Origin of the sequence: Kribbella capetownensis, from assembly GCF_004331485.1 — a bacterium.
GTDB lineage: Bacteria > Actinomycetota > Actinomycetes > Propionibacteriales > Kribbellaceae > Kribbella > Kribbella capetownensis.
The window spans coordinates 50050-72888 of record NZ_SJKD01000005.1 but is presented as its reverse complement, the minus strand read 5'-3'; the positions used below and the strand labels follow the sequence as shown (position 1 = coordinate 72888).

28 protein-coding genes are annotated in these 22839 nt (G+C 67.0%); 17 read left to right on the top strand and 11 right to left on the bottom strand.

Annotation, left to right across the window (positions count from 1 at the left end; genetic code table 11):
• Positions 1-23: 23 nt before the first annotated feature.
• Both E0H75_RS21975 and E0H75_RS21970 read right to left on the bottom strand, forming a co-directional pair.
• Positions 24-707: a hypothetical protein gene (locus E0H75_RS21975; protein WP_131515526.1), complete on the bottom strand. Its 684-nt coding sequence runs from the start codon at positions 705-707 to the stop codon at positions 24-26.
• Positions 708-922: 215 nt separating this feature from the next.
• Positions 923-1138, bottom strand: a complete 216-nt coding sequence (locus E0H75_RS21970; RefSeq protein WP_131515525.1) for a CDGSH iron-sulfur domain-containing protein — start codon at positions 1136-1138, stop codon at positions 923-925.
• Positions 1139-1218: 80 nt separating this feature from the next.
• Between E0H75_RS21970 and E0H75_RS21965 the strand changes: the two genes are divergently transcribed.
• Positions 1219-2199: an iron-containing redox enzyme family protein gene (locus E0H75_RS21965; protein WP_131515524.1), complete on the top strand. Its 981-nt coding sequence runs from the start codon at positions 1219-1221 to the stop codon at positions 2197-2199.
• Positions 2200-2215: 16 nt separating this feature from the next.
• On the opposite strand, the gene E0H75_RS21960 is transcribed toward E0H75_RS21965, so the two are convergent.
• The 4 genes from E0H75_RS21960 to E0H75_RS21945 form a co-directional block, all read right to left on the bottom strand.
• Positions 2216-2515 carry an AzlD domain-containing protein gene (locus E0H75_RS21960; protein ID WP_131515523.1) on the bottom strand — a complete coding sequence of 100 codons (300 nt, stop codon included), beginning with the start codon at positions 2513-2515 and terminating at the stop codon, positions 2216-2218.
• Positions 2475-3185, bottom strand: a complete 711-nt coding sequence (locus E0H75_RS21955) for an AzlC family ABC transporter permease (protein ID WP_131515522.1) — start codon at positions 3183-3185, stop codon at positions 2475-2477. The genes E0H75_RS21960 and E0H75_RS21955 overlap by 41 nt, the downstream gene beginning before the upstream one ends.
• Positions 3182-3736, bottom strand: a complete 555-nt coding sequence (locus E0H75_RS21950; protein ID WP_131515521.1) for a CGNR zinc finger domain-containing protein — start codon at positions 3734-3736, stop codon at positions 3182-3184. The genes E0H75_RS21955 and E0H75_RS21950 overlap by 4 nt, the downstream gene beginning before the upstream one ends.
• 163 nt (positions 3737-3899) lie before the next feature.
• Positions 3900-4229: a histone-like nucleoid-structuring protein Lsr2 gene (locus tag E0H75_RS21945; protein ID WP_131515520.1), complete on the bottom strand. Its 330-nt coding sequence runs from the start codon at positions 4227-4229 to the stop codon at positions 3900-3902.
• A 119-nt stretch (positions 4230-4348) separates the two neighbouring features.
• On the opposite strand from E0H75_RS21945, the gene E0H75_RS21940 reads away from it, so the two are divergent.
• The 3 genes from E0H75_RS21940 to E0H75_RS21930 all read left to right on the top strand — a co-directional run bounded on the left by E0H75_RS21940 (position 4349) and on the right by E0H75_RS21930 (position 7359).
• Positions 4349-4561, top strand: coding sequence for a hypothetical protein (locus E0H75_RS21940; protein ID WP_131515519.1), 213 nt, complete (start codon positions 4349-4351; stop codon positions 4559-4561).
• 381 nt (positions 4562-4942) lie between these two features.
• On the top strand, positions 4943-7033 hold the full coding sequence (locus E0H75_RS21935; protein ID WP_202873113.1) for an ATP-binding SpoIIE family protein phosphatase: 2091 nt from the start codon (positions 4943-4945) through the stop codon (positions 7031-7033).
• Positions 7030-7359: an STAS domain-containing protein gene (locus E0H75_RS21930; RefSeq protein WP_165553947.1), complete on the top strand. Its 330-nt coding sequence runs from the start codon at positions 7030-7032 to the stop codon at positions 7357-7359. The genes E0H75_RS21935 and E0H75_RS21930 overlap by 4 nt, the downstream gene beginning before the upstream one ends.
• 22 nt (positions 7360-7381) lie before the next feature.
• Here the strand turns inward: E0H75_RS21930 and E0H75_RS21925 are convergent, their stop codons facing one another.
• The gene (locus tag E0H75_RS21925) at positions 7382-8638 is read right to left on the bottom strand and encodes an MFS transporter (protein WP_202873112.1); all 1257 of its coding nucleotides are present in this window, start codon (positions 8636-8638) and stop codon (positions 7382-7384) included.
• 56 nt (positions 8639-8694) lie between these two features.
• Between E0H75_RS21925 and E0H75_RS21920 the strand changes: the two genes are divergently transcribed.
• Positions 8695-9654, top strand: a complete 960-nt coding sequence (locus E0H75_RS21920; RefSeq protein WP_131515516.1) for an ArsR/SmtB family transcription factor — start codon at positions 8695-8697, stop codon at positions 9652-9654.
• A gap of 109 nt (positions 9655-9763) precedes the next feature.
• On the opposite strand, the gene E0H75_RS21915 is transcribed toward E0H75_RS21920, so the two are convergent.
• A complete protein-coding gene (locus tag E0H75_RS21915; RefSeq protein ID WP_202873111.1) occupies positions 9764-11029 on the bottom strand; it encodes an MFS transporter in 1266 nt (421 codons plus the stop codon).
• A gap of 63 nt (positions 11030-11092) precedes the next feature.
• Between E0H75_RS21915 and E0H75_RS21910 the strand changes: the two genes are divergently transcribed.
• From E0H75_RS21910 to E0H75_RS21895, 5 genes are all read left to right on the top strand, one after another.
• Complete coding sequence (locus E0H75_RS21910; RefSeq protein WP_131515515.1) at positions 11093-12109, top strand: ArsR/SmtB family transcription factor; 1017 nt, start codon at positions 11093-11095, stop codon at positions 12107-12109.
• Between the two features lie 71 nt (positions 12110-12180).
• Positions 12181-12693, top strand: coding sequence for a DinB family protein (locus E0H75_RS21905; RefSeq protein ID WP_131515514.1), 513 nt, complete (start codon positions 12181-12183; stop codon positions 12691-12693).
• A gap of 202 nt (positions 12694-12895) precedes the next feature.
• Positions 12896-14848 (top strand): heparinase II/III domain-containing protein, encoded by a 1953-nt coding sequence (locus tag E0H75_RS21900; RefSeq protein WP_131515513.1) that lies wholly within the window; start codon positions 12896-12898, stop codon positions 14846-14848.
• 266 nt (positions 14849-15114) lie between these two features.
• The gene (locus E0H75_RS43170) at positions 15115-15285 is read left to right on the top strand and encodes a hypothetical protein (RefSeq protein ID WP_165553945.1); all 171 of its coding nucleotides are present in this window, start codon (positions 15115-15117) and stop codon (positions 15283-15285) included.
• Positions 15286-15361: 76 nt separating this feature from the next.
• Positions 15362-16192: an LLM class flavin-dependent oxidoreductase gene (locus tag E0H75_RS21895; RefSeq protein WP_131515512.1), complete on the top strand. Its 831-nt coding sequence runs from the start codon at positions 15362-15364 to the stop codon at positions 16190-16192.
• A gap of 245 nt (positions 16193-16437) precedes the next feature.
• Here E0H75_RS21895 and E0H75_RS44660 read toward each other — a convergent pair whose 3' ends face one another.
• Positions 16438-16854 carry a helix-turn-helix transcriptional regulator gene (locus tag E0H75_RS44660; protein ID WP_165553943.1) on the bottom strand — a complete coding sequence of 139 codons (417 nt, stop codon included), beginning with the start codon at positions 16852-16854 and terminating at the stop codon, positions 16438-16440.
• Between the two features lie 232 nt (positions 16855-17086).
• Between E0H75_RS44660 and E0H75_RS43160 the strand changes: the two genes are divergently transcribed.
• The 3 genes from E0H75_RS43160 (at position 17087) to E0H75_RS21880 (ending at position 19489) form a co-directional block, all read left to right on the top strand.
• Positions 17087-17443, top strand: a complete 357-nt coding sequence (locus tag E0H75_RS43160) for a hypothetical protein (protein WP_165553941.1) — start codon at positions 17087-17089, stop codon at positions 17441-17443.
• A gap of 100 nt (positions 17444-17543) precedes the next feature.
• Positions 17544-18101 (top strand): nucleoside/nucleotide kinase family protein, encoded by a 558-nt coding sequence (locus E0H75_RS21885; protein ID WP_131515510.1) that lies wholly within the window; start codon positions 17544-17546, stop codon positions 18099-18101.
• A 473-nt stretch (positions 18102-18574) separates the two neighbouring features.
• Entirely contained in the window at positions 18575-19489 is a 915-nt protein-coding gene (locus E0H75_RS21880; protein ID WP_165553939.1) for an aminoglycoside phosphotransferase family protein, read from the top strand.
• 15 nt (positions 19490-19504) lie between these two features.
• Here E0H75_RS21880 and E0H75_RS21875 read toward each other — a convergent pair whose 3' ends face one another.
• Entirely contained in the window at positions 19505-19831 is a 327-nt protein-coding gene (locus tag E0H75_RS21875) for an ArsR/SmtB family transcription factor (RefSeq protein WP_238163194.1), read from the bottom strand.
• A 98-nt stretch (positions 19832-19929) separates the two neighbouring features.
• Here E0H75_RS21875 and E0H75_RS21870 point away from each other — a divergent pair, with 98 nt between their 5' ends.
• From E0H75_RS21870 to E0H75_RS21855, 4 genes are all read left to right on the top strand, one after another.
• Positions 19930-20340, top strand: coding sequence for a tautomerase family protein (locus E0H75_RS21870; RefSeq protein ID WP_131515507.1), 411 nt, complete (start codon positions 19930-19932; stop codon positions 20338-20340).
• Between the two features lie 103 nt (positions 20341-20443).
• Positions 20444-21280, top strand: coding sequence for an SDR family NAD(P)-dependent oxidoreductase (locus tag E0H75_RS21865; RefSeq protein WP_131515506.1), 837 nt, complete (start codon positions 20444-20446; stop codon positions 21278-21280).
• Positions 21281-21350: 70 nt separating this feature from the next.
• Positions 21351-21575 carry a hypothetical protein gene (locus tag E0H75_RS21860; RefSeq protein WP_131515505.1) on the top strand — a complete coding sequence of 75 codons (225 nt, stop codon included), beginning with the start codon at positions 21351-21353 and terminating at the stop codon, positions 21573-21575.
• A complete protein-coding gene (locus E0H75_RS21855; RefSeq protein WP_131515504.1) occupies positions 21572-22465 on the top strand; it encodes an RNA polymerase sigma-70 factor in 894 nt (297 codons plus the stop codon). Before E0H75_RS21860 ends, E0H75_RS21855 begins: the two co-directional genes overlap by 4 nt.
• A gap of 111 nt (positions 22466-22576) precedes the next feature.
• Here the strand turns inward: E0H75_RS21855 and E0H75_RS43155 are convergent, their stop codons facing one another.
• Complete coding sequence (locus tag E0H75_RS43155; RefSeq protein WP_165553931.1) at positions 22577-22717, bottom strand: hypothetical protein; 141 nt, start codon at positions 22715-22717, stop codon at positions 22577-22579.
• Positions 22718-22839 lie beyond the last annotated feature (122 nt).

Here is a 22839-nt window from a genome sequence, read left to right as displayed (position 1 = left end):
GTGGTGATCCGCCGACAGTCACGTCACAACCCCTGGCTGGGCGGCGTGACCGGCAGGCCGGATCCCGGCATGCCTGAATCCGGCGCGGGTGCCGGCGGCGGTGGGACCAGATAGTCGTCAGCGGCCGACTGCTCGGGGAAACCGTTGCTGCTGGCCGGCGAGCCGGTGTTGATCGGCGTGACAGTGCTGTTCGGCGTACTGGTACCGCCTGCTGCCAGGGCCCGCGTGAGACGGCCGGCGACAACCCCAGCGGCCGCGGCGACCAGCAGGAACGTGCCCGGCTTGCGCCGCGCGAACCCGCGCACCTCGTCCAGCAAGTCGCCAGGCTCGCGCCGCTGCAGGAAGTCCGCTGCCTGATCCGTGAAGTCGGCACCGTGCCGGACCAACTGAGCCGCCAGGCCGGACTGACCGTGCTCGGCCATCCCGCGCAGCTCATCACTCACCGAACGAAGACCGTTGGCAGCCCGCTCCTTCTGCTGACTCGCCTGCCCGACCAGCTCGTCCCGCGTCTGACCGACCAGCCGCCGGGTCTGGTCACGGGCATCCGACGTCACGTCCGATGCCTTCTCCTTGACAGTTCCCGCAACCTGGCGAGCGGCGTCCGCGGATGTCTCCTTCAGCTGCCCGGCTTCGTCCCGGGCTGTCTCGGCCACAGCTTCTGTGGGTGGACGGTCGGCATCCATCCGATGATTCGTCGTATGCGACATGTGACGACTCCTTCCAGGAGCATTGCTCGACGTCGCGAGGCCGCGCGTGATCCGCCGTACGAGAAGTACGGCAGAGGACTCGAGAAAAGTGGCCGGTCCAGGCCGAAGGGCGCAGCATCTCTGCCTCGCAACAAGGACTTACTGAAATGGCACTCTGCCGTACCACCCCGAAAGCAGCCGCCCGGTACCCCCCACCAAACCCACCAGGTGTTGCGCTATTGCTTGCGCTTGCGGTTGATCGCGTGTGTGCCGTCGCAGAGGGGCTTGATGGACGAGCGGCCGCAGCGGCACAGGGCGATGGTGGCGCGGGCCGAGTCGATCGGTTCGCCGTGCTCGTCGCGGAGTTCGACGGGGCCGCGAACGAGCAAGGGGCCGTTCGGGTAGGCGCGGATCGTCACGCGGTCAGGCTGATCCGCTTCGCTGATGCTCATGGGCGTTCGGTACCCGGGCCGAATCACCGCGGCATGGACCGGTTGTCCGCGGGTACTGCGTGGTTCCTGAAGGAGGCACGATGCAACTCCCACCACCGCGAGGCCGGTTGAGCAGCTGGCTGATCGCGTACCTGCGCAACGCCACGACGTCCCCGCACCCAACTGTTGCCGTCGACGACGAGCCGTGGTCCGACGACGACGTCCAGCTGACGTTGTGGTGTTGCTATGAGCTCCACTATCGCGGCTTCGACGGAATCGACCCGGAAGCGGAATGGGATCCCGCCGTACTGGCACTGCGATCCGCGCTCGAGGTGCCGTGGTCGGCCTGGTTGCGACGCGCGTACATGCCGTCGCCGTCGGACTCCAACGCCAGGCCGTCACAGCTGTTGAGGCAACTGGTGGACTCCGATCACGGGCCGCCGTTGGCAGCGCACCTGCATCGGCGCGCGACGCTGGAACAATTCCGCGAGTTCGTCAGGAATCGGTCCGTGTACCAGCTCAAGGAAGCCGATCCGCACAGCTTCGGCATCCCGAGGCTGGACGGTGCGGCGAAGGCCGCGCTGGTCGAGATCCAGGCCGACGAGTACGGCGGCGGCCGTCCCGAACGCATGCACGCGGAGCTGTTTCGGGCAACGATGCGGTGGCTCGACCTCGACGACACCTACGGGCACTACGTTCCCGACGTACCGGCTGTCACCTTGGCGCACTCCAACGTGATGTCCCTGTTTGCCGTGCACCGCAGGTGGACCGGCGCACTCATCGGCCATCTGGCCGCTCTGGAGATGACGTCCACGCTCCCCAACCGACGCTATGCCGCCGGCGCAACCCGACTGGGTGCGGATTCCGCTGCGGCGCAGTACTTCACCGAACACGTCGAAGCCGACGCGGTCCATGAACAGATTGCCGCGCACGATCTGTGCGACTCCTACGCCGCGCAACACCCCGAGACCGCCATCGACATCATCTTCGGAGCCGCCTGCTCCCTCGGCATCGACAACCTCATCGCCGACCACTTGATGACCTCCTGGACCGCCGGCGTCGCGGCAGCGGCAACCTCATGAACTCCCGCACGGGCCCCTAGGCCGACGCGAGACGGACGAGGGCCGTGGTGGCGACGCCGGCGGCGGCTGCCGGCAGCATCGGTATCCTCAGGAGATTGAGGATGCCGGCAACGCCCACTCCGATCAGTTGGGTCCAGTCGATCGTGCGGCCGCCGAGGTCAGTGACGATCAGTCCCGCGAGCAACGCCGGAGCAGTCAGCTTGGTGACACTGACCAGTGCCGGCGGGAGATCCCGCTTCCCGAGTACCAGTGGGCCTGCGGCCTTCATCAACCAGTTAGCGGCGCTGACCGCCAGTACGCACAGCCACAGCTTCATGATGCCTCCTTCGTCGGAGCCCGATCAGGGTGGCCGCAGCGGCACCGAGCAGGGCGTAGCTGGGACCGGTGACGAACAACAGCCCGGCGGCGATGACCGCACCGAGCAGGCAGGCAACGACCGCGCGGCGGGATCGACGTACTTCGTCAATCAGCAAGACGATGAAGAACGCCGGGAACGCCACGTCGAGGCCGAGCCTGTGCATGAGATCCGGCGATGGAGCGGCCAGCACGCCGACGGCGGTGCCTCCAGTCCAGCAGATCCATTGGGGGACGCTGACTCCGATCATCCGCCAGACGTCGTACTGTTCGTCCTCGTCATGCGCGGCCAGGAACGAAGCGTCGACGATCGCTTGCGCCTGAAGGATGCGCGCCGGCCGGCCCCCGCGCAGGCTCGGCGCGATCGCCACGCTCATCACCAGGTATCGCACGTTGATCACCATGGCCGCGACGATCGCCGCGAGCACCGTCGCGCCGGACAACGAACTGAGCAAGGTGAACTGTGCCGAGCCGCTGAACGCGAACGCGGAGAAGGCCACCGGCGCCACGGTCCCCCAGCCTCGTGCCCGCGCTTCGGCACCGAAATTCAGCGCCAGTACGCCGGTCGCGAGCGCCGGCCCGATGCCGAGACGAAGCCCGCGGGCGAACGACTGCCGGCCGGGGCCTGTCATGGCCTTGATCCGTCCCGGGTTCGCTCGTAATGCCGGCGAGCGCGAGCCCGGTTGCCACAGTCGGCCGAACTGCACCACCGCCGCGAGCCATTCTTGCTCCGGTCCAGGAACAGCCAGCCGCAACCGTCATCGCCGCACTGGCGCAACCGGCTCAGGTCTTCGTCCTCGAAGAGCCGCCAGACCGCCAGCCGGACGGCACCGCCCGGATCATCGGCCCGCCACTCGAACGGGCTCACCTCGACCGATGCCGACCGGACGACCTCGACGATGAGGCCTTGCAGCGCGTCGATCGGGGCGGGGTCCGGCAGCTGTCCGTTGGCGAGGCTTGCCAGGACGTCGTACGCGATGTCCCTCGCGGCCACCAGGTCGTCGCACAACCGTCGCGTCACCACTGCCCCATCCGTGATCACACCGGCCGCAAGCAGCCAGCACTCCACGTTCGACAGCTCGGCGAACCTGTCGACGGTTCGCCCGGGATCGAGACGCCACGCGACGGTATTCACGAGGTCGAGCGCGAGATGCCCGCCGATCAACTCCGGCCGATACGTCACCCACAACCACCTCCGCAACCAACTCTAACAGGCAATACGCCTTTTGGCTGTTAGAGAGGTCGACGGCCCGCAGTCCCCCAAGCGGTTGCCTCAGGCAATAACATCACCAGTCGTGCCTGGCAGCAGAATGGGGGGCCGGACTCCCGGGACCGGCAGACTGGTTTCAGTTCGCGGCGTCGAAGGCGTCGATGACGGTTTGGGGGATTCGGCCGCGGTCGGCTACCTGGTAGCCGTTGGCTCGGGCCCATTCCTTGACGGTGCGGGGATCGGCCGCGATCCGGGTCCGGACCGGGCGCGGGCGGGATGGCCTGACCGGGCGACCAGCCTCGACGTACGGCCGGAGTGCCTTACGAAGCGCATTTGCGTTCTTCGCGGCCAGGTCGATCTCGTAGGTAATGCCGTCGAGACAGAATGTGACGGTCTCGCCTTTGCCAACCGGGAGCTCCGCGCCACTGAGATCGTCGGTGAGCCGGACTACGATGCGCTGCGCCATCTCGCTCCTCCAAGTGATGTCCGACCCAACCGTACAACACCGTTGCAGACGGCAACTATCCCGCCGCGCACCTCTCAGGAGGCGTGCTCGCCGCGCGCAATCTCAAGTACCTTCGAGAGATGTCGCCCGAGAGATCACCGTGGGTTGCAGTGCTGCTGGGAGCGGTCATCGGCGCATTGCTGGGCGTCGTAGGTGCGACGCTCTGGGCGTATTTGGGCCTCGAAACGGAGTCGGCGGATGCTGCCGTCGTGATGGCGCCATTCGGCGGTGCCATCGGTCTGATCCTCGGCACGGCGGTCGGATTCATCATCTGGGCGCTTCGCCCCCTGTGACGCGACCCGGACAATTGAATTCTCAAAGCATCCTGGGGTGGTGGAGATTGCGGCAACGGTGTCAGGGCGGCTGTTCGTCACGCCCAGCGACGGTACGTACAGCTCACCTGCGCACCAGTGGCTTGACGTAGCCCGGCCTTCCAGCGTCCCATGAGCTTAGGACAATGAGGCGCTCCGCCCCGGCCGGAGAGTTGGACAGGGTGTCTACAGCCACAGCGCACGCCACGAGCAGGTACGCCGCACCGGCTGTCCTTGGCGTGTCGGCACAGACGCTGCCGCAGCTGATGACGCCGTACTAGAACCATGGCTTGGCGCGAGGGAGCTTCTTCGACCTCAAGGGCACTCAGGCCGCTCCTGCCGGCGGATCTGGGCCGCACTGTCGTGGCCGTTGTCCTGGTCGGAGCGGCCTACTATCTCGGTGCGCGTCTGGGCCTGAGCCTGTCGCTGGTCGAGCAAAATGTCACGCCACTGTGGCCGCCGAGCGGCATCGCACTGGCCGCCTTCCTGGTCTTCGGGAGGTCGATGTGGCCGGGCGTCGCATGTGCGGCTCTGGCCGTGAATCTGCCGATCAGCACTGGTCCGGTACCCGCGCTGCTCACCGCCCTGGGCAACACCCTTGCACCACTGGTGGCGGCGATCGTCCTTGAGCGCGTCGGGTTCCGGCGTCAGCTGGATCGCCGGCGTGACGCGCTCGCGATCGTCTTCCTGGGTGCGTTGGCGAGCATGACGATCAGCGCGACCATCGGCACCATCACGCTCCTGTCCTCGAAAACGATCGGTACCGACGAGCTGGTCGGTGCGTGGGCGGTGTGGTGGACCGGCGACGCGATGGGCGTGCTCGCCGTCACCCCGTTCCTTCTGTGCATCCCTCTGTTCCGGGAGCTCGAACCGTGGCCGGCCACGCGCTGGCTCGAAGCCGCTGTGATCCTCGTGCTGACGACGGTGCTTGTGTCGTGGACGGCGTACACCGACCTGCCCCTGCTGTTCCTGGCGCTGCCGTTGCTGGGCTGGGCCTCGTGGCGTCTGCAGTTGCGCGGAGCTGCTCCTGCCGCGCTGATGGCCACATTGATCGCAACCTGGTCGGCGACGCGCGAGCTCGGCCCGTTCGCGGATGAGTCGCTGTTGGAGCAGATGCTGACTCTTCAGGCGTTCAACGCCACCGTCGCGCTCACGTCGTTCTTCCTCGCGGCGCTGGTGACCGAGCGTATGCGGTTGAACAGCGCGCTGATGTCCGCAGCTGCCGAGCTGGAGGGACGCGTCGAGAGTCGTACGGCGGAACTCTCGGCAACCAGCGACCGTCTGCGCCGCGAGATCCACCAGCGGTACGAGACCGAACAGCAGCTGAGCCTGGAGGAGGCCAGGACGCGGCGAGAGCACCAGATCGCGGAAACGCTGCAACGCAACCTGCTCCCGGACCGCATGCCCGATATCCCAGGCGTGACCGTGGCCGCCCGCTACGTCCCGGCAACTGCAGACCTGCATGTCGGCGGCGACTGGTACGACGTGATCCAGCTGCGCGGTGGCCTGATAGCTCTCGTCATCGGTGACGTTGCCGGACACGGTTTGCAGGCTGCGGCAGCCATGGCACAGCTGAGGATGGCGGTCCGCGCCTACGCCGTACACGATCCCTCACCGGTCGCGGTGATGAACGGTCTGCACGAGCTGGTCCGCGAGCTGTCAGTGGCCGAGATGGTGACTGTGCTGTACGTCCTCTATGACCCAGACACCGGCACCATGCGGTTCACGAACGCAGGACATCCGCCCGCCCTCATGATCGACAACGGGGGCACGCGGTACCTCGAGGGTGGGTTGGCCCCACCGCTCGGCGTACTCGCGCAACGGGACTATGCCGAGGCAACACAGCAACTGAGGCCTGGCGCGACTCTGCTGCTCTACACCGACGGGCTGATCGAGAAGCGCAGCCTGTCGATTCAGGACGGTCTCGATCGGCTGGTCGCCGAAGCATCCGGCATCGGGCAGGCCGACCTCGAGGCACTCTGTGACCATCTCCTGTCGGCCCTCCCGGAGAACGACGAGGTTGCCGACGACATCGCACTGGTTGCGCTGCGGCCATTGGTGCTGGCCGGTACGCCGCTGTCACTCGACGTGCCGGCCGAGGCCCACATGCTCTTTCAACTCCGGCACGCGTTACGTCGCTGGCTCCGTGAGTCGGGTGTCAACGCGCGGGACGCCGGCGAGATCGCGATCGCCTGTGGGGAGGCTTGCAGCAATGTCGTACGCCATGCGTACGGTGCCTCGCCAGGCGACCTGCAGGTCGAGGCGCGACTTGTGGACAGCTCAATCGAGCTGACCGTGCGCGACCATGGTCGGTGGCGGAGCCCAGCAAACCGTGGCGGAGGCTGGGGCCTGAGGCTGATCCACGGACTCATGGACTCCGTCGACGTCGACAGTGGTCCACACGGTACGACGATGGTCATGCGGCGCAACGTAGCGGTAGGAAACGAACCGTGACCGCCTACGCCGAAGTCGACGCTTGGACAAGCCAGGGCGTCCAAGTCGTGCGGATCTCCGGCGAAGTCGACCTCACCAACGCCATCGAGGTCAGGGATTCCATCAGCCACGTCGCCTCCGCCGACGCGACCGTCATCGTCGTGGACCTGAGCGAGACCACTTATCTCGACAGCTCCGGAATCGCGATGCTCTTCCGCCTCGCCGAACGAATCGGCCAACGCCGCCAGGAACTCCGCATCGTCGTCCCAGCAAACTCGCCGCTCCGCGCCGCACTCGAACTGACAGACCTCCCCCAAACCATCCCAGTCCAACACACCCTGGAATGAGGGTGACGGAGCAGGTATTTGCCTATAGCAACGTTGTGTCGGCGACAGGTGTGGGTTGTTCGTTCCTGCGTGAGGCTGCGTGGTTGGCGACCAGCGCGGTTGCGGTGCCGGTGGCTGCGAAGAGTAGGCCGAGCGCGATCCAACCTGGCATGCCGTGGTCGACCGCGCTTGTCGTGACGACGGATGGGCTGAGCATCAGGGCGAGTGCGTAGCCCGTCTGGCTGAGGCCTTGGTAGGCGCCCGCGCGAGCGGGGTCGGCGAGTTCGAAGGCCATCGTCCAGCCGCCGGCCTCACCCTGTGTCTCAGCCGCGGAGGCGGCGAGTGCGGCGAGGAGCAGGACGGCTGTTGCCGCTGCGGCGCCGAGGTTGCCTGCACTGGCGAACAGCAGGCAGGCGACGAGGAGGAGCAGGCCGGCTCGTCGTACCGACCGCCCGGCGGTGCGCAGGGTCTGTGCACCGCGGGAGGCGCGGACTTGGAAGAGAGCGACGTAGACGGTGTTGACCAGCAGGAGCGCTGATACGACAACCGTTGGGGCATCGGTGTGGTCTGCGACCCACAGCGGTATCCCGACCGACGTCAGTCCGAACTGGATCGCGAGGATGGCGTTGAGGATTGTCGACAATACGTACGTACGATCGCGCAGAGGCGAGCGTCCACGCACGGATGTCGCGGCGCCACCGGAGGCATCCATGCGCGCCGCCATCCCCGCGACCCTGCGGCGCAGACCGATCAGTGGGAGTGTGCCGAGGATCGTGACCGCGCCGACGAGAACCACCGTCAGGCGGTACGCCGATGTCGTGTCGACCGTCAGAGCGAGTCCCGCGAGCAGACTGCCGCCGCCGATGAAGACGTTCATCACCACACGCAGCCTGGCGCGGACCGTGACCCGCTCCGGGCCGACGTACCAGCGGGCGAGCATTGTCACCTGAGCGGTGCTCTGCAGGCCACGCGTGGCGGAGACGCAGGCCGCGATCAGGACGAAGCTGACAACGTCGCTGGCGAAGGCATACGCCAGCAGCGAGGCTCCGCTCGCGGCCAACGCCCATTGCTGGAGCCGATCCGCACCGTAACGGTCGCTCAGCCGCCCACCGGCGTACGACGCCAGGACGCCAACCCCTCCGGCGACGGTGAGCCCGATGCCGACGGTGGCTGCAGACAGTCCGACCCCGCGGGTGAAGTAGAGCGCGCTGACGGCGAAGAACATGCCACGAGACAGGGACAGCGCGGCCACAGCGGAGGCGAGCGCGCGTTCGACGGGATCACGGAGGAGCTCAGGCACTCCACAGTTGTCGCATCCGGAGGATGACCGGCACCAACGATGTAGCGTATTACTTCATGATCGAGTACGAGCTCGCGGGCAACGATCTCGGCGAGGTGCGGTTCGCGATCTCACCGCTGCACGAGTTGGTCCTGTCCCTACGGACCCTGCGCGATCCCGGCCGGTTCCCCCTGCAACTGCCCTGGCTGCGGGCCACCGAGCCGGCGCGGACCGGGCTCGACCTGGAACTGCTCCGTGCCCTGACGAACGAGTCGCTGTGGACGCCGGACTTCCTCACCCCACGGCCCTACAGTCCGCTGGGCAGGATCGAGGACGAGTTGTCGACTCTGGCAGGCACCCCGGCGGGCGTCGTACGCGCGGACCTGGCGGAGGTCCATCCGGGCACTCTGCCATCGGCCCTTCAAGGCCGGCCGGCCCGGGTACTCGGCCGGGTGCTGGCAGCGCTGCGGGACTACTGGGAGGCATGTTTCGAGCCGCACTGGGCGCGGATGCGGACAGTACTCGAGGCCGACGTTGTGTACCGCGGCCGAGTCATGGCGCACGCCGGCCTTGCGGCGATGTTCGCCGGCATCGACCCACACGTCCGCCTGGACGGCACAGTCCTCCGGATACGTCTGCGCAGCGACCTCTCCTACCGAGCCTCGACCGCTGGTCGCGGGCTGACGCTCGCTCCCTCACTCTTCAGCCGACGTGGGGCGGTGCCCATCTCCCCCGACGAGCCGCCGCACCTCATCTACCCAGCCCGCGGCTTGGGAACCCTGTGGGAAACCGAGACGAGTACGCCGCCAGCCGCGCTGGCCGGCCTGATCGGCCGCGTCCGAGCCCAACTGCTAGGCCTCCTAGAGACCCCAACGTCGTCAACCGAGCTCGCCGTACGCCTCAACGTCACCCCGACCGCGGTCAACCAGCACCTCCGCGCCCTGCGCGCAGCCGGCCTACTCATCTCAGCCCGCCACGGCCGCTCAGTCCTCTACCGCCGCTCAGACCTCGGCGACCACCTCCTCCGCGGCACATAACCTGAACTTGGAGACCGTGTAGGTCGAAGAACGACCGACCGACGAGATCCCCGCCTCTCCTGCGCATCTCGCAGGCAACGCCTCCCCCAGCTTGGGGGCGAGCGTTCGATCAGGCATCCGCGCTCGTCCGCCGTTCCGTGTGAGCTGTTTCAGTCGGCTTGTCCTCGTAGGGAGTGATGCCGACCTTGATGACCGGTCGGTTCTGTCGGCTCCTGCGGAGGCCGGGGATCAGGGAGACGGTGACGAGGAACGATGCTGTCGCGGCCAGGCCGATCCCCAGTCCTGCGGCGTGCCGGTCGCCGCCGAGGAGGCTCGCCAGGTCGCCGGCCATGACTGCGCCGACTCCTTGCATCGAGCTCGTCCCGACTGCGTAGAGCCCCAGCACCTGGCCGCGGATGTCCGCAGCCGTCCAACTCACCAACCGCTCCTGCAGCGGAAGGCTGGCGCTGTACCCGATCGAGGCCACGGCGGCCAGCAGGCAGGCGAGACCGAGCGATGGCTGGGTGAGGAAGACAAGGTACGGCGCGGCAAGGAGTAGGCGGGCGGGCTCGACCAGTCGGTCGCGGAAGGCCGGTGGGACGAAACGTCCCATGCCGACATCTCCGATGAGCATCCCGAGCGCGGTCGCCGAGAAGAGGAATCCGGCCCTTGCACCCGAGTACGGGACGATCAGCGCTTCGCAGCCGACGATGAGCCCGTTGGGAAGCCACAGCGCAAGATAGACCGGACGCAGTACTGGAGAACCGATCAGCAACCGGTTGACCGTCCGGCTCCGGCGCACGGCCTTCCCCTGCGCCCTGGGCGACCTGTCGCTGAGCCCCCAGCGACACAGCAGAAGGACGAGCAGGTTCGTTCCCGCGGAGCCGGCGAACAGCTCAGTAGGACTGAAGTGCAGGAGGAGCACTCCGCCCAGGCTGAAGCCAACGATCTGCATGGCGCCCGAAGACACATTGCTGGTCGCCCGGGCGAAGACGAATCCGCCCTCGGGCACGACATCGGACAGCAATGCGCCGAAGGTACCGGAGGTCGCGGACAAGATGATCCAGGGCACCATCAGCAGCACCAGGCGGAGGCCGATCGCCGAGCCCGGAATCGCCTGCAGGAGGTTGCCTCCGGCCATCACACCGACGGCAACCATCAACGCCGTGCGCGGACGCAGCAGGTCGGCCAAGCTGAGCAAGAACCACGATGACACGAGGCGGACCAGTGGCCCTCCGAACATGACGAAAGCACTGAGAACCGGCGAACCGGTCTGGGCGTACGTCAGCGTGCCCAAGGCCAGACTCGCGACCGAACTGGCCGCGACGTTGAGTGAGTTGGCGGCGAACAGCACCCGGAATTCCGGGATCGAGAACAGTTGGCGATAGTTCTGCACGTCGCCAGTGTGTGCGGGAGCCGCCGGGCGGAGATAATCTTTCGCAAGGAGGCGAAACATCTCATGGGCACCTGGAAGGTCCCCGTCGACATCCTGGCCGAGAGCCGCTTCGCGATCTCGACCCTCGCGGAAGTCGTCGGATCGCTGAACGCCCTGCGCTCAGCGCGGACACCCGAGCAGCGCGCGTTCCGGGCTGCGCACGGCGCGGCCTTCCACGATTGGCTTGCCGACCGACCGGTCGTTGTCGATCTCGTCCGCGCCAGCTTCCGTAAGATCCAAGCAGGCCGCTTCGGCTTGATGGCGGACTTCCTCGGGATGCCGCCGCCTTGGGTGGCGCGCACGTCGTTCGAGGCGGAGCTCGAGCAACTCTGCGCTCTCACTGACGACGAGGTGAGGGCCGATCTTGCAGCGACCGCCAAGGCGCGCTTGTCCCCCACCCTGCTGGGTCCAGGCGTCCGTGACGCTCTCGTGGATCTCGTGGTGTGGCTATGGACCCACACAGTCGAGACCGACTGGACCCGGCGGGAACAAGTACTCCGGGCAGACATCGTGGCTCGCACTGACCAGCTCGCGCGGAACGGCTGGGGATCGGTACTCCACGACCTCGGCCGCGATCAGGAATGGGTGGGCAACGGCGAACTCCGGATCAACCGCTTCGATCGACCGGCCGTCTCACTGCCTGCGGGAAGTCGCCTGACCTTCGTGCCGACCAGCCATTCCAGTAGCTGGGCCGGCTGGTATCACAATCACTACGCCGTCTATTACCCGGTCACCGGACGCCTCGCCGCAGTCGACGGATCCCACGGGGCAGGCCTTGGTCCGCTCATCGGCGAGTCGCGTGCTCAACTTCTACGACTGCTGGAGGGGCCGCGCAGCACGACCCAGCTAGTGGCCCTGAGCAACCAGACACTCGGAGCCGTCGGCCGGCACCTCAAGATCCTGCTGGGCGCCGGAGCCGTACTGCGTCGGCGGTCGGGCCGAGAGGTGCTCTACTGGCGAACACCACTCGGCGACTCCCTGGTCGCATCAGGAGCCACCCCTCAACGGCGTACCAAATCGGCAACCCACAGAGCTACATAGTTGGTGGCCATAGGGTGGGGCTGGCCGGCGGCGGTGCCGGTGCGACTGCTGCGAAAGGATCCAACGTCGAGATGTCTGCCAGCGATGCGCAGTTCTATCCAGACCTCGATGCCGACGAGAGAACCACTCTCAGCCAGTTCCTTGATCAGTACCGGCACCGTGTCATCGCGCGGATTACTGGGCTCTCCGACGAGCAGGCGCGGACGCGCAGCATCCCGGCGACAGCTATGCGGCCGGGCGGCGTGGTGAAGCATCTGGCGCACATGGAGGATCACTGGTTCACAGCACGCATCGGCGGCGGAGAACTCCCAGAGCCATGGGCTTCGGCACCGCTCGACACTCAACAGAACTGGGACTTCGTCTCAGCGGCCGACGACTCGGTGGCCGAGCTTGCCGAGCTCTACGAACTCGCCTGCAGCAGAAGCCGCGACGTCGCAGGCCGGCTCCCCAGCCTCGACACCACTGCTCCTCGGCCATCGTTCGGCAAAGGACCTGTGACGCTTCGCTGGGTGATGGTGCACATGCTCGAAGAGACGGCATGCCATCTGGGCCATCTGGACCTACTTGCTGACGCAGCACGCTGACAAACGTCAAGCGACATCTGACTCGACAGGCGGCGCGCCACCCGAACAGTTCACCGATGCCCGCAAATCAGGTCGCCCAACAGGCCGACGACGCCGGCGAGCAGTACCCGCCTCCTGCCGCAACAACCAGGTCTTCCGTTCGCGGGTCAGAGGCCTGACAGTAGAAGCACTGCGCGGGGGGCTGCGCAGGGGGGAGGACGACATGTCCGGGTACAGGCGTGTTCTGGTGGTGCTGGTGGGATTGGGGTTGCTGGGGGCGGGGCTCGGGGCAACGACTCAGGCCGCGTCGGTGCGGGCCGCCGGGCCGGGGATCACGATCCTGCCCGACCTCCCGGAGCCAGGTGAGGCGCAGTTCGTCGCGGGGCGGAGCAACGTCGTACCCGCGACCGCGCCGCCGGCACAGGACATCGGCGTGAACAAGGTGCAGAGCGCCGTGCCGGGCTTCTACACCTGTCCCGGATTCAGTGGCTTGCAGACGCAGAACCCGTTGGCCGGCGTCCTCCGCGACGAGTTCACCTGGAAACCGTTCGCGCCGTACAAGGTCGGGAACGGCGCCGGCAACATCAACTGGGCGCTCAACCCGTACAAGAACGCCAGTTGGTACATGTGGTTCCACTCGCTGCGCTGGCTCGGACAGGGCATCATCGCGGCTGGTCAGGGCGATCTGACCGCGCTGGTCCGGGTGAACGCGATCGCGGCCGACTGGAATCGCGACAACCCGTACTCCTGGAAGGGCAACGTCGGCGCGTGGGAATCGACGATGCACCGGACGAACGTGCTGATCTGCCTGCGGCAGGCCGTCCTGACCGGTCTCAAGGTCACCACCTTGCCGCCCGGCTATGTCTGGCTGGACACGGCACTGCTGAACCACGCGAGGTTCCTCACCTACAACTGGAGCGGGGCCTGGAACCACGGCACCGACGAGAGCATCGCGCTGTTCGGGGTCGGCTGCACGCTGAACCGCGTCGACTACAAGAACCTCGCCCAGCAACGGCTCGCGGCTGGCATCACGACGTCCATCGACGCGCAGGGATCGACGAACGAGCAATCGACCGGGTACGCGGCGTTCAACTACGCACTCTGGGGGCGCGCGGTGACGGCGCTGCAGAACTGCAGCGTCGACCCGGGCACGACGATCACCAGCCGACGCACCCTGCTCGCGACCTGGCTCGCGCTGGCAACAAACTCCCTCGGCAAACTGCACCAACTCGGTGACACCGAGGTGCAGGGACCCTATCCCTGGCCAGGTACGCCGATGGAGTACGCCGGCTCGCTCGGGACCAAGGGGACGGCACCGACCCGCCTGGTCGGGATCTACTCGGCCGGGTACGTGTTCGGCCGCACCGGTTGGGGCGCGACCCGCGGATTCACCGGCGAATCGACGTACAGCATCAGGTTCGGGCCGACCCGCGCGTTCCACGGACACAGCGATCACACCAGCATGACCTACACCGCCCGTGGCCGGGAGATCGTCATCGACGGCGGCTATGCGGCGTACTCGGCCGGCGCGTGGCGAACGTGGGTGGTGAGTCCGGCCGCCCACAGTGTCATGACGACGCCGCTCTCGACCGATCTGCGGCCCGTGACGAGGCTGACGTCGTCGACGGTGAAGGCGACCTCGGAGGCGTACACGTTCACCGACGCGCCTGGGACCGGCATCGGCCGGATCCGCTCGGTCCTCGTTCTCAAGAACCCGGATCTGCTGGTGGTCTGGGATCGCGCATCGGCACGCACCGCCCAAGCCTTCCAGACCTTGTGGCACCTGCCGCCGGACCAGCGCGCCACCGTGACGTCGCGGACCACCGCAGTGGCGATGGCTCCGGGCGACTCGACCAGGACGATCGTCTTCCAGGTCCCGTTCCGTCAGGCGCTGCCGCCGGGAGCGCTGCTGCTCAAGCAGGCGCAGACGAATCCCATCCAGGGCTGGTACTACCCGAGCAGCTACGTCCGCAAGTCCGCCCCGACGCTGATGCTCGCCCGCTCCGGCCGCACGGCCTCGATCCTGTCTTTCGTCGTCCCGGTTCGCGCGACCGGCTCGGTCCTCTACACCACCCGCTGGTCCGGTACGACGTTCATCATCAGCCTGAACGTCGCCGGCGTCCGCGCAACGGTCGCCATCACCGGAGGCAACACGCTCTTCCGCGGCACCCCGTGACACGCGACTGTTCAGTGGTTTAGACCGTCAGGGACAACTCGGCCTGCCAGAACGGGGGGCCGTGGTCTCCGGTGCGCTCGGTCAGTACGACGTACGCGTCGGAATCGCGGAGCGCGTCCGTCCATCAGGTCACGTTCCCGAGGAACCACGGCTGGAGTGCGGCAACGACAGAGAAGCTGGGAGGCGGTGTCGGATCGGGGCGGAGGTGTTCGTAGTAGGGGTGAATGGCCGAAGTGTTCGGCCTGAAGCCCTGAGGGGAGGAAACCATGTTCAACACACCGTTGTCCCCAGCCTCGATCAAGGCAGAGACGGCCTACCGGCTGGAGCGGACCAAGCGTGAGTTCCGGTCCGCGCCCCGTTCGGAGCGCCCGGAGCGGACCGGTCGGATCCAGCGGCGGCGCGCTCGCCGGGCGCTCGGACCCACCGCCGCGGCATGACTGTGCTGTCGAATCCGCGGCCTCCCGGTCGTGGAGGGTGTAAGAAGAACTCCGGCCCCACGAAAGGTCACCACCAATGACTGACACGACGGCAACCGGCAAGGCCAGACCATTGCGGTTCGGGGTCGTTGCCCCGATCACAACTGACCTGCCGACATGGCGAGACCGGGTACGCCGTATCGCCGACAGCGGCTACTCGACGCTCCTCATGCCCGACGTCCCGCAATGGCAGCCGGCGCCCGCGCCCACGCTGGCCGTCGCGGCAGCACTTACCGACCTGCGAGTGGGCACCTGGGTGTACGCCTCCCCGGTGCGCGCGGCATGGAACACCGCATGGGAAGCGCATTCGCTGTCTGTACTCACCGACGGTCGCTTCGAAATGGGCGTCGGCACCGGCAGGCCCGGGATCGAGGACCAGCTCCGCGAGCTAGGACTGCCCGAGGTCCCACGCAGTCAGCGGTTGGCCCAGGTGCGTGAGATCGTCACGGCACTGCGAGATCTCGACGGCCCAGACCTGCACACGCCGGTGGTGATGGCCGTTCGTGGGCCGAAGGCCCAGGCGCTGGCGGCCGAGGTCGCAGACACAGTCACCTTCGTCATGCCGCCGGATGAACCTCGCGCCGAGGTGACGCGACTGGCACACGACTTTCGCGCCACCCACGACCTCGAGCTCGCCCTGCATGTACCAGTGATCGGCGACTCCGTCGCACCCTTCATGGCACCACCCGACACAGACCCCGCAGCACTCCGTGCTGCGGACTCACTCGCCATACTTCCGAGTGACCCCTCGGCGGCCGCCGAGGAGATCCAACGACGACACGAGGAGATCGGCTTCTCCTACTTCGTCTTCGGCGCCGACGTCGCCGACACCCTCGGCCCAGTCGTAGCTGACCTGGCCGGACACTAGGTCCGAGGCCTCGCGGCCTGCAACCGGCCCTTCCGACAGAAGGTCGAGTTGCTCAGCGTCGGTGGCGTCAGTACGGAACCCGGTCCAGAGATCCGTTGATATCGGCAACGTAGCGAACGGCCGTGTTCAAGCCGTGCTCCGGCAAGTTACTCAACTCGATCGTGATCCCGAAGGCCTCCATCAGCGTCATCGCAAGCAACAACAGGCTGGTAGCGCGCCAACCGGCTATTCCAGGCCGGCGGTGCTCATGTCGTTACGGCGACGGTGCGGCTGGTGACTCCGAGGCGTTCGTAGATGTGGTTGAGATGCGTGCGTACGGTTCCCTCGGACAGCTGCATTCGCCGGGCGATCTGGGTGTTGGTGTAGCCCTGGGCAACGTATTGGAGCAGCTCGAGCTGGCGCGGGGTCAGTGGCGCCGGTGCTCGGCGGCGCCGCTCGGCGCTTCGGTACGCCGCGATCAGGTGCGGCCGCAGCAGCGTGAGCACCAGCCGGTCCCGCTCGTCGAAGTCCCGGCCCGGGCCGCGCCACAGTATTAGCCGCGATGCGTGTCCGGGGTCGTCGGGAAGGTTGACGGACAGAGCCCGGAACATCGCCGCTGTGCAGTTCTCCATGTACAGCGGACTAGCTCGCAGCTGACGGTCGGAGACAAAATCGCTCAGCATCACGTGTGTGATGTCGCCGGTGCGATCGGGGTAGCTGGCAGCATCGTCGGATCGGTCAAGCTCCCAGAAATGTGGATGCCGTCGGCCATGACGCCCTCCCACTGGCGACGCTACGCCGCCACCGCGCCGGGTGCCATACGCGACAACGCGTATTCCAGCCCGCCGACCGCCAAACCGAGCGTCGAGGGGAATCCGGGATCCGAACCGGAACTCTTGCGCCAGGAGGCTGGTCATGAACCACACACGCACAGCGATCTCAGTCGCAGCGCTCGCCGTGAGCGCGACCGCACTCGGAGCGTCCCACGCGTCGGCGCAGTACGAACCCGGCCCCGGCTCCGCCCCGGCGACCATCAGTCCGGACTGCCACTGGGCGTACCACCCGGTCTGCGGCGAGGACCCCATTTGCCCGGAGATCAACCACCCGGAGTACCAAGTCGACGTACCAACGTGGCCGGCCGATCGGGTCCAGGTCGATCCGGACTGGCCAGACGAAGGCTCCGGCTATCCCGGGTACGGCGACGAGTCGTCATCGCGCACGGCGCCGGACGAGGGTCCACCCAACTACCCGGCCAATTCCTTACCAGACTGAGTCATTGGGCTGCGAGATCACCAAGCACGAAAGCCCAGCCGCCGACCGCGGCGGGAACTACTCTGACACGCATGAGCAATCGCCTTGGCACGACCGACTGATGCGGACGCCAAGAACCGTCTTCCTCTCCGGGCCGGCTGGCTCCGGCAAGACGACCATTCTCCGATTGAGCCACGAAGAGAAGCTCGCCCTCTGGGGCCGGACCGCCGCGATCGACACCGACCACCTGTTCCTCATGGTCGACCCTCTCTGGGACCTTCCGTACGACGACGCTCGCACCGCACTCGTACTACGCCAATGTGTGTCGCTCGTGGAGTCGTTCTTCGGGGCGGACTACGAGAACGTCCTCATCGCAGGCAACTCGATCCACGACGCCATCGACCTGAACCCGGTGATCCCAGACCTCTTGCGACTCGGCCGGGTGTTCCACGTTTCCTTGGATCCCTCCGAAGCGGCAGTACTCCGGCGAACGGCCGGCGACCTAGACCGGTCACCAGCCCACCTCATCAACGACCTTCACCTTCTGCGAGCCAAGCGTCCTCCTTGGTCCGCACCCGTCGACAACTCGACCCTCAACCCGCTGGAAACGCTCCAGGAGATCGCTCGCCTCGTCGGGTCGGGCGAGGGAGAACTCCACGGACCGATGGCAGACGTCTAAGCGGTGCGTAAGGCGCTAGCTCAAAGCCCAGTCAACGGCCGCCGGCAAGGCCCGCGGAATGGCGGCCACACGATGACTTACCTGTCGGATCTTGAGCCGCGGGTCGCGGTGCGGGCAGGACCGGTGATCGTCCGGAACGTTCGCGGCGTCGTTTCCCGCACCGTCAGACTCCGGCCACAGCACCAGAAATGCGGCCAGTGCTCAGCTCATGTCGTCGTACGGCGGTCTATTCGGTGGCGCCAGGTTGATGCCCTCCGACTTCGCCTTGGACCGAACTGCGTCCTCGGATCGCCCGAGGCTTCGCCACTGTGGCGGCGCGATGTCGTTCCCGACATGCCTGTGCTCCCTCCATCGAGGGGTAGTTGCCTACAGCCCCCATACCCAGCCGCCCGCCCTAAACCTCGGCCCGCATCGTGCCGACGGCACGACCGGATGGGCCGGGGTGCACCAGCGCTCGGTTAGGGTCGATGACTATGGCAACGGCGTCAGATGGTCAGGGATCGGGGATCGAGATCATCTCCCGTGAGCCAGTGACCGGCGGGTTCAGCGGCGCGCCGAAGTTCAGCCTGCGGGTTGCGATGAACCAGTACGGGCGACGGATCGAGAGAACGGTTCTGGTGAAGCACACCTCGCAGCTGGAGATCTCAGCGACGCAGGCAGCGGCGACAGTGGCTGGCGCTGATGCCGTGCCGGAGATCATCGAGACCGGCACCGACGAGCTGGGCCCGTACCTGATGACCGCGTTCTACGACGCGGAGCCGGCAGCCAACGAGGCCAGCCTCCCCGCGAACGCGATCCAGACGCTGGCGCGGGTACACGTTCACTACCTCGACGAATCACCACCCCAGTCGATACCGGTGGTCGATGCAGCCTGGTGGCGGGCCAAGTGCGACGTCTCGATGCAGCGACTCGCCGCGATCGATCGCTCGGTGCCGAACGAACTGATCCCGCACGTCGCAGCACTCCAACACGATCCCCGCATCACCAGCCTCCTCGACCAACTGCCGCGGACCCTGCTCCACGGCGACGTCCATCACAACAACGTCCTCGTTGACGAAAACCAAACAGGCCACATCATCGACTGGGGCGGGGCACTCGTCGGCACACCCGCCCTCGACATCGCCAACCTCGGCGGACCGGCCAGCAGCGGGTATCAGACCTACGTCGACACCTGGCGCCACCTCACCGGCCGAAACCTCGACACCGACCCAGACTGGAACACCAGTTACCTGCTCGCGACCGTCTGGATCAACATTAAGTACCTCGCCTTCGCAGCCAAGATCTACGGAGACACCAAGGCGCAAGACATGATGCGTACCGCGCTCGATGCCCTCAGCCAACTCGGTCCGACGCCCTGTCCGTCCATGAATACCCGGTCTCGACGCTGACTGATTTCCGGTTGATCAGCCGGCCGCGGGCTCGGCGAGGACCAGGTCGAGCAGACCGGGAAAGTGTTCGTCGAACTCGGGGCGGCGGAGGCGGTTGAGCCGGCGGGAACCCTCGTCGCGCTGCTCGATCAGGCCGGCGGCTCGCAGTACGGCGAAGTGGTGGCTGCGGGTGCCCTTCGTCACCGGCAGATCGAAGGTGCCGCACGCCCGGGTCCAGTCGGGACTGCCGGCCAGATCGCGCAGGATCGTCCGCCGGACCGGGTCGCCGAGCGCGTCGAGGGCGTCCTGCAGGGACACCTCGGCCGGCGGGGTGTGGGTCAGGTTGCGAGTGCGAACGGACACGATCGACCCTCCGTCGAAATGTTCGATTGACGTCGAACACCTACCTGATTGATGATGATCGAACAGTCTACGTCGCCGTTGCGAAAGTGAGTCGTGTCATGCCCCTGGTCCGCATCGACCTGTCCGCCCATCGACCGCCCGCCGTCCGCCGTGCCGTCGCCGACGGGGTCCACCAGGCCCTGGTCGAGGTCATCGGCATCCCGGACGGCGACCGCTTCCAGATCGTCACACCGCACGATCCGGACGAGCTGATCTTCGATCCCAACTACCTCGGCGTCGATCGGCAGGACGTCGTCTACGTCCAGATCACCCTGGTCCAGGGCCGCCCGCGGGAGCTCAAGCTCGACCTCTACCGCCGGATCGCCGAGCTGCTGGCCGAGGCCGGCGTACGCCCCGAGGACGTGGTGATCACCCTGGTCGAGAACGCCCTCGACAACTGGTCGGTCGGCAACGGCATCGCCCAACTGGTCGAGCTCGGCGCCGTCGCGGGAACGGGTTCCGCAGGCTGAACCGACGGTTCCCGCAGTGAGCTGTCCCACACTCCGTCACGCGGGATGGGGAGGTCGGTGTCTCGTGGCCGAAACCATCAGCACAGGAAAGGACGGAAGTGTCATGAACAGGGTTTGGTTCGTCACCGGTTCGTCGCGCGGGTTGGGGCGCAGCTTCGTCGAGGCCGCGTTGGCCCATGGCGACAAGGTCGCCGCGACGGCGCGCAACACCGCCAGTCTCGACGACCTCGTCGCGGCCTACGGCGACGCCGTACTCCCCCTCCAGCTGGATGTTGCCGACAAGGCGGCGGTCTTCGCGCGGGTCGACCAGGCGAAGGAGCACTTCGGGCGGCTGGACGTGGTGGTGAACAACGCCGGGTACGCGCTCGTCGGTGCGGTCGAGGAACTGGCCGAGGAGCAGCTGCGCGACCAGCTGGAGACCAATCTGTTCGGCGCGCTGTGGGTGATCCAGGCCGCGCTGCCGCATCTGCGTGAGCAGGGCAGCGGGCACATCGTGCAGCTGTCCTCGGCCGCGGGCCTCGTCGCGATGCCGCTGGGCAGCGGCTACCACATCGCCAAGTGGGCGCTGGAGGCCCTGAACGACTCGCTGGCGCAGGAGGTGGCGCAGTTCGGGGTCAAGGTGACGCTGATCGAGCCTGCCGGGTACGCCACCCGGGACGGCAAGAACCCGGATCCGCTCGACAACGGGCACATGTCCGCGCCTCTGCCGGCGTACGACGGACTCCGCGAGCAGATCGCGGCAGTCGTGGGTAAGCAGCCTGCCGGCGACCCCGCCGCCGCGGCGCAGGCGCTGCTCGAGATCGTCGACGCGGACAACCCACCGCTGCGGATCCTGTTCGGAACCGGCTTCTACCCGCTGGTCCAGCAGGTGTACGCCGACCGCCTCAAGACCTGGTCGGAATGGCAGGACCTTTCGGAGCGCGCACACCAGGGCAGGTGATCTGGTTCACAGTGCGTCACAGTCCCCGACCGCCTGGCGTCTTCAGGGCCGACACACGAAGGGAATCATCGTGGCCAAGAAGACCACCGCGGCCCCGGTCGACGTCGGGTTCGTCGGGCTGTGCATCAGCCTGGGTCCGCGGGCCGGCATCTTCCAGTTCGCTCGCCGTGACGACACAGCGATAAACTTCTACCTCGGCGGCCGGCTCGGGGTGAGGGTCAAGGACTCCCGGCGCCGACAGCTCCTGCAGGCGCAGCGTGGGAGTGTCGCGGTCCACCGGAGGGTTGAGGGATGAGCAACCACGGGATTGACCCGGCGACCGAGGAATTCGTTGCCCATCGCAACCTTCTCTTCACCGTCGCCTACGAGATGCTCGGATCGGCCGCCGACGTCGAAGACGTGCTGCAGGAGACCTGGCTGCGCTGGATCAAGGTGGACCTGGACCAGGTCCAGGACCGTCGCGCCTACCTGGTCCGGATCACGACCCGCCAGGCGCTCAACCGGCTCCGGACAATGAAGCGCCGCAAGGAGGCGTACGTCGGTCCGTGGCTGCCCGAGCCCCTGCTCACCACCCCGGACGTGGCCGAGGACGTCGAGCTCGCCGACAGCCTGTCGATGGCGATGATGCTGGTCCTCGAGACACTGGCACCGACCGAGCGTGCCGTCTTCGTCCTCCGCGAGGCCTTCGACGTCAGCTACGAGGAGATCGCCGCCGCGCTCGACAAGACTCCTGCCGCCGTACGTCAGATCGCGCACCGCGCCCGCCGGCACGTCGATGCCCGCCGTCCAGCCAAGATGACGTCGCTCGGGAAGGCCCAGGCGGCCCGGGAGTCGTTCCAGCGGGCGATCGAAACCAGCGACCTGCAGGGACTCCTCGACGTGCTGTCCACGGACGTCGTCCTGCTGAGTGACGGCGGCGGCCTGAGGCAGTCGCCGCCACGGCCGATCACCGGCGCCGAGAAGGTCAGCCGTTTCATCCTCGGCGGCCTCGGCAAGCGGGCCGGGTTCGGTAGCGAACCCACACTGATCAACGGGAATCCGGCCCTCGTCGTCCACGTCGACGGCCAGCTCGACGGCGTCATCGCTTTCCGTGTCGACGAGGCCCGGATCACCGGCCTCTACTACGTACGCAATCCGGAGAAACTCACCCGCATCGCCTCCGGCACCTCCTTGACCCTGCGATGACGATGCCTCAGCCGAGCCGGCGGTGACACTCCCGGATGAGATCGCACTACGCATGGGTCCGCTCGAGGACGTCGCGGTCGAGGATCGAGGCAGCGCGCTGCATCTCAATGCTCACAGGAGCTTGTCCAGGGTGATGGGTAGATCGCGGACACGCCTGCCGGTGGCGTGGCGCACGGCGTTGGCGACCGCCGCGGGGGCGCCGAAGCTGCCGACCGCCTCTCCCGGCGCCCGCATGAACGTGTTGTTGGACACCAGGTCGAGCTCGACGACCCTCTGGCTCAGGTGGATGTTCGGGCCGGGTAGAGGTGATGCGACAACTCGGTGATCTGCCGGACCCCGGAGACCGGGTCACAAGTTGCCTACGGCCACAGTGT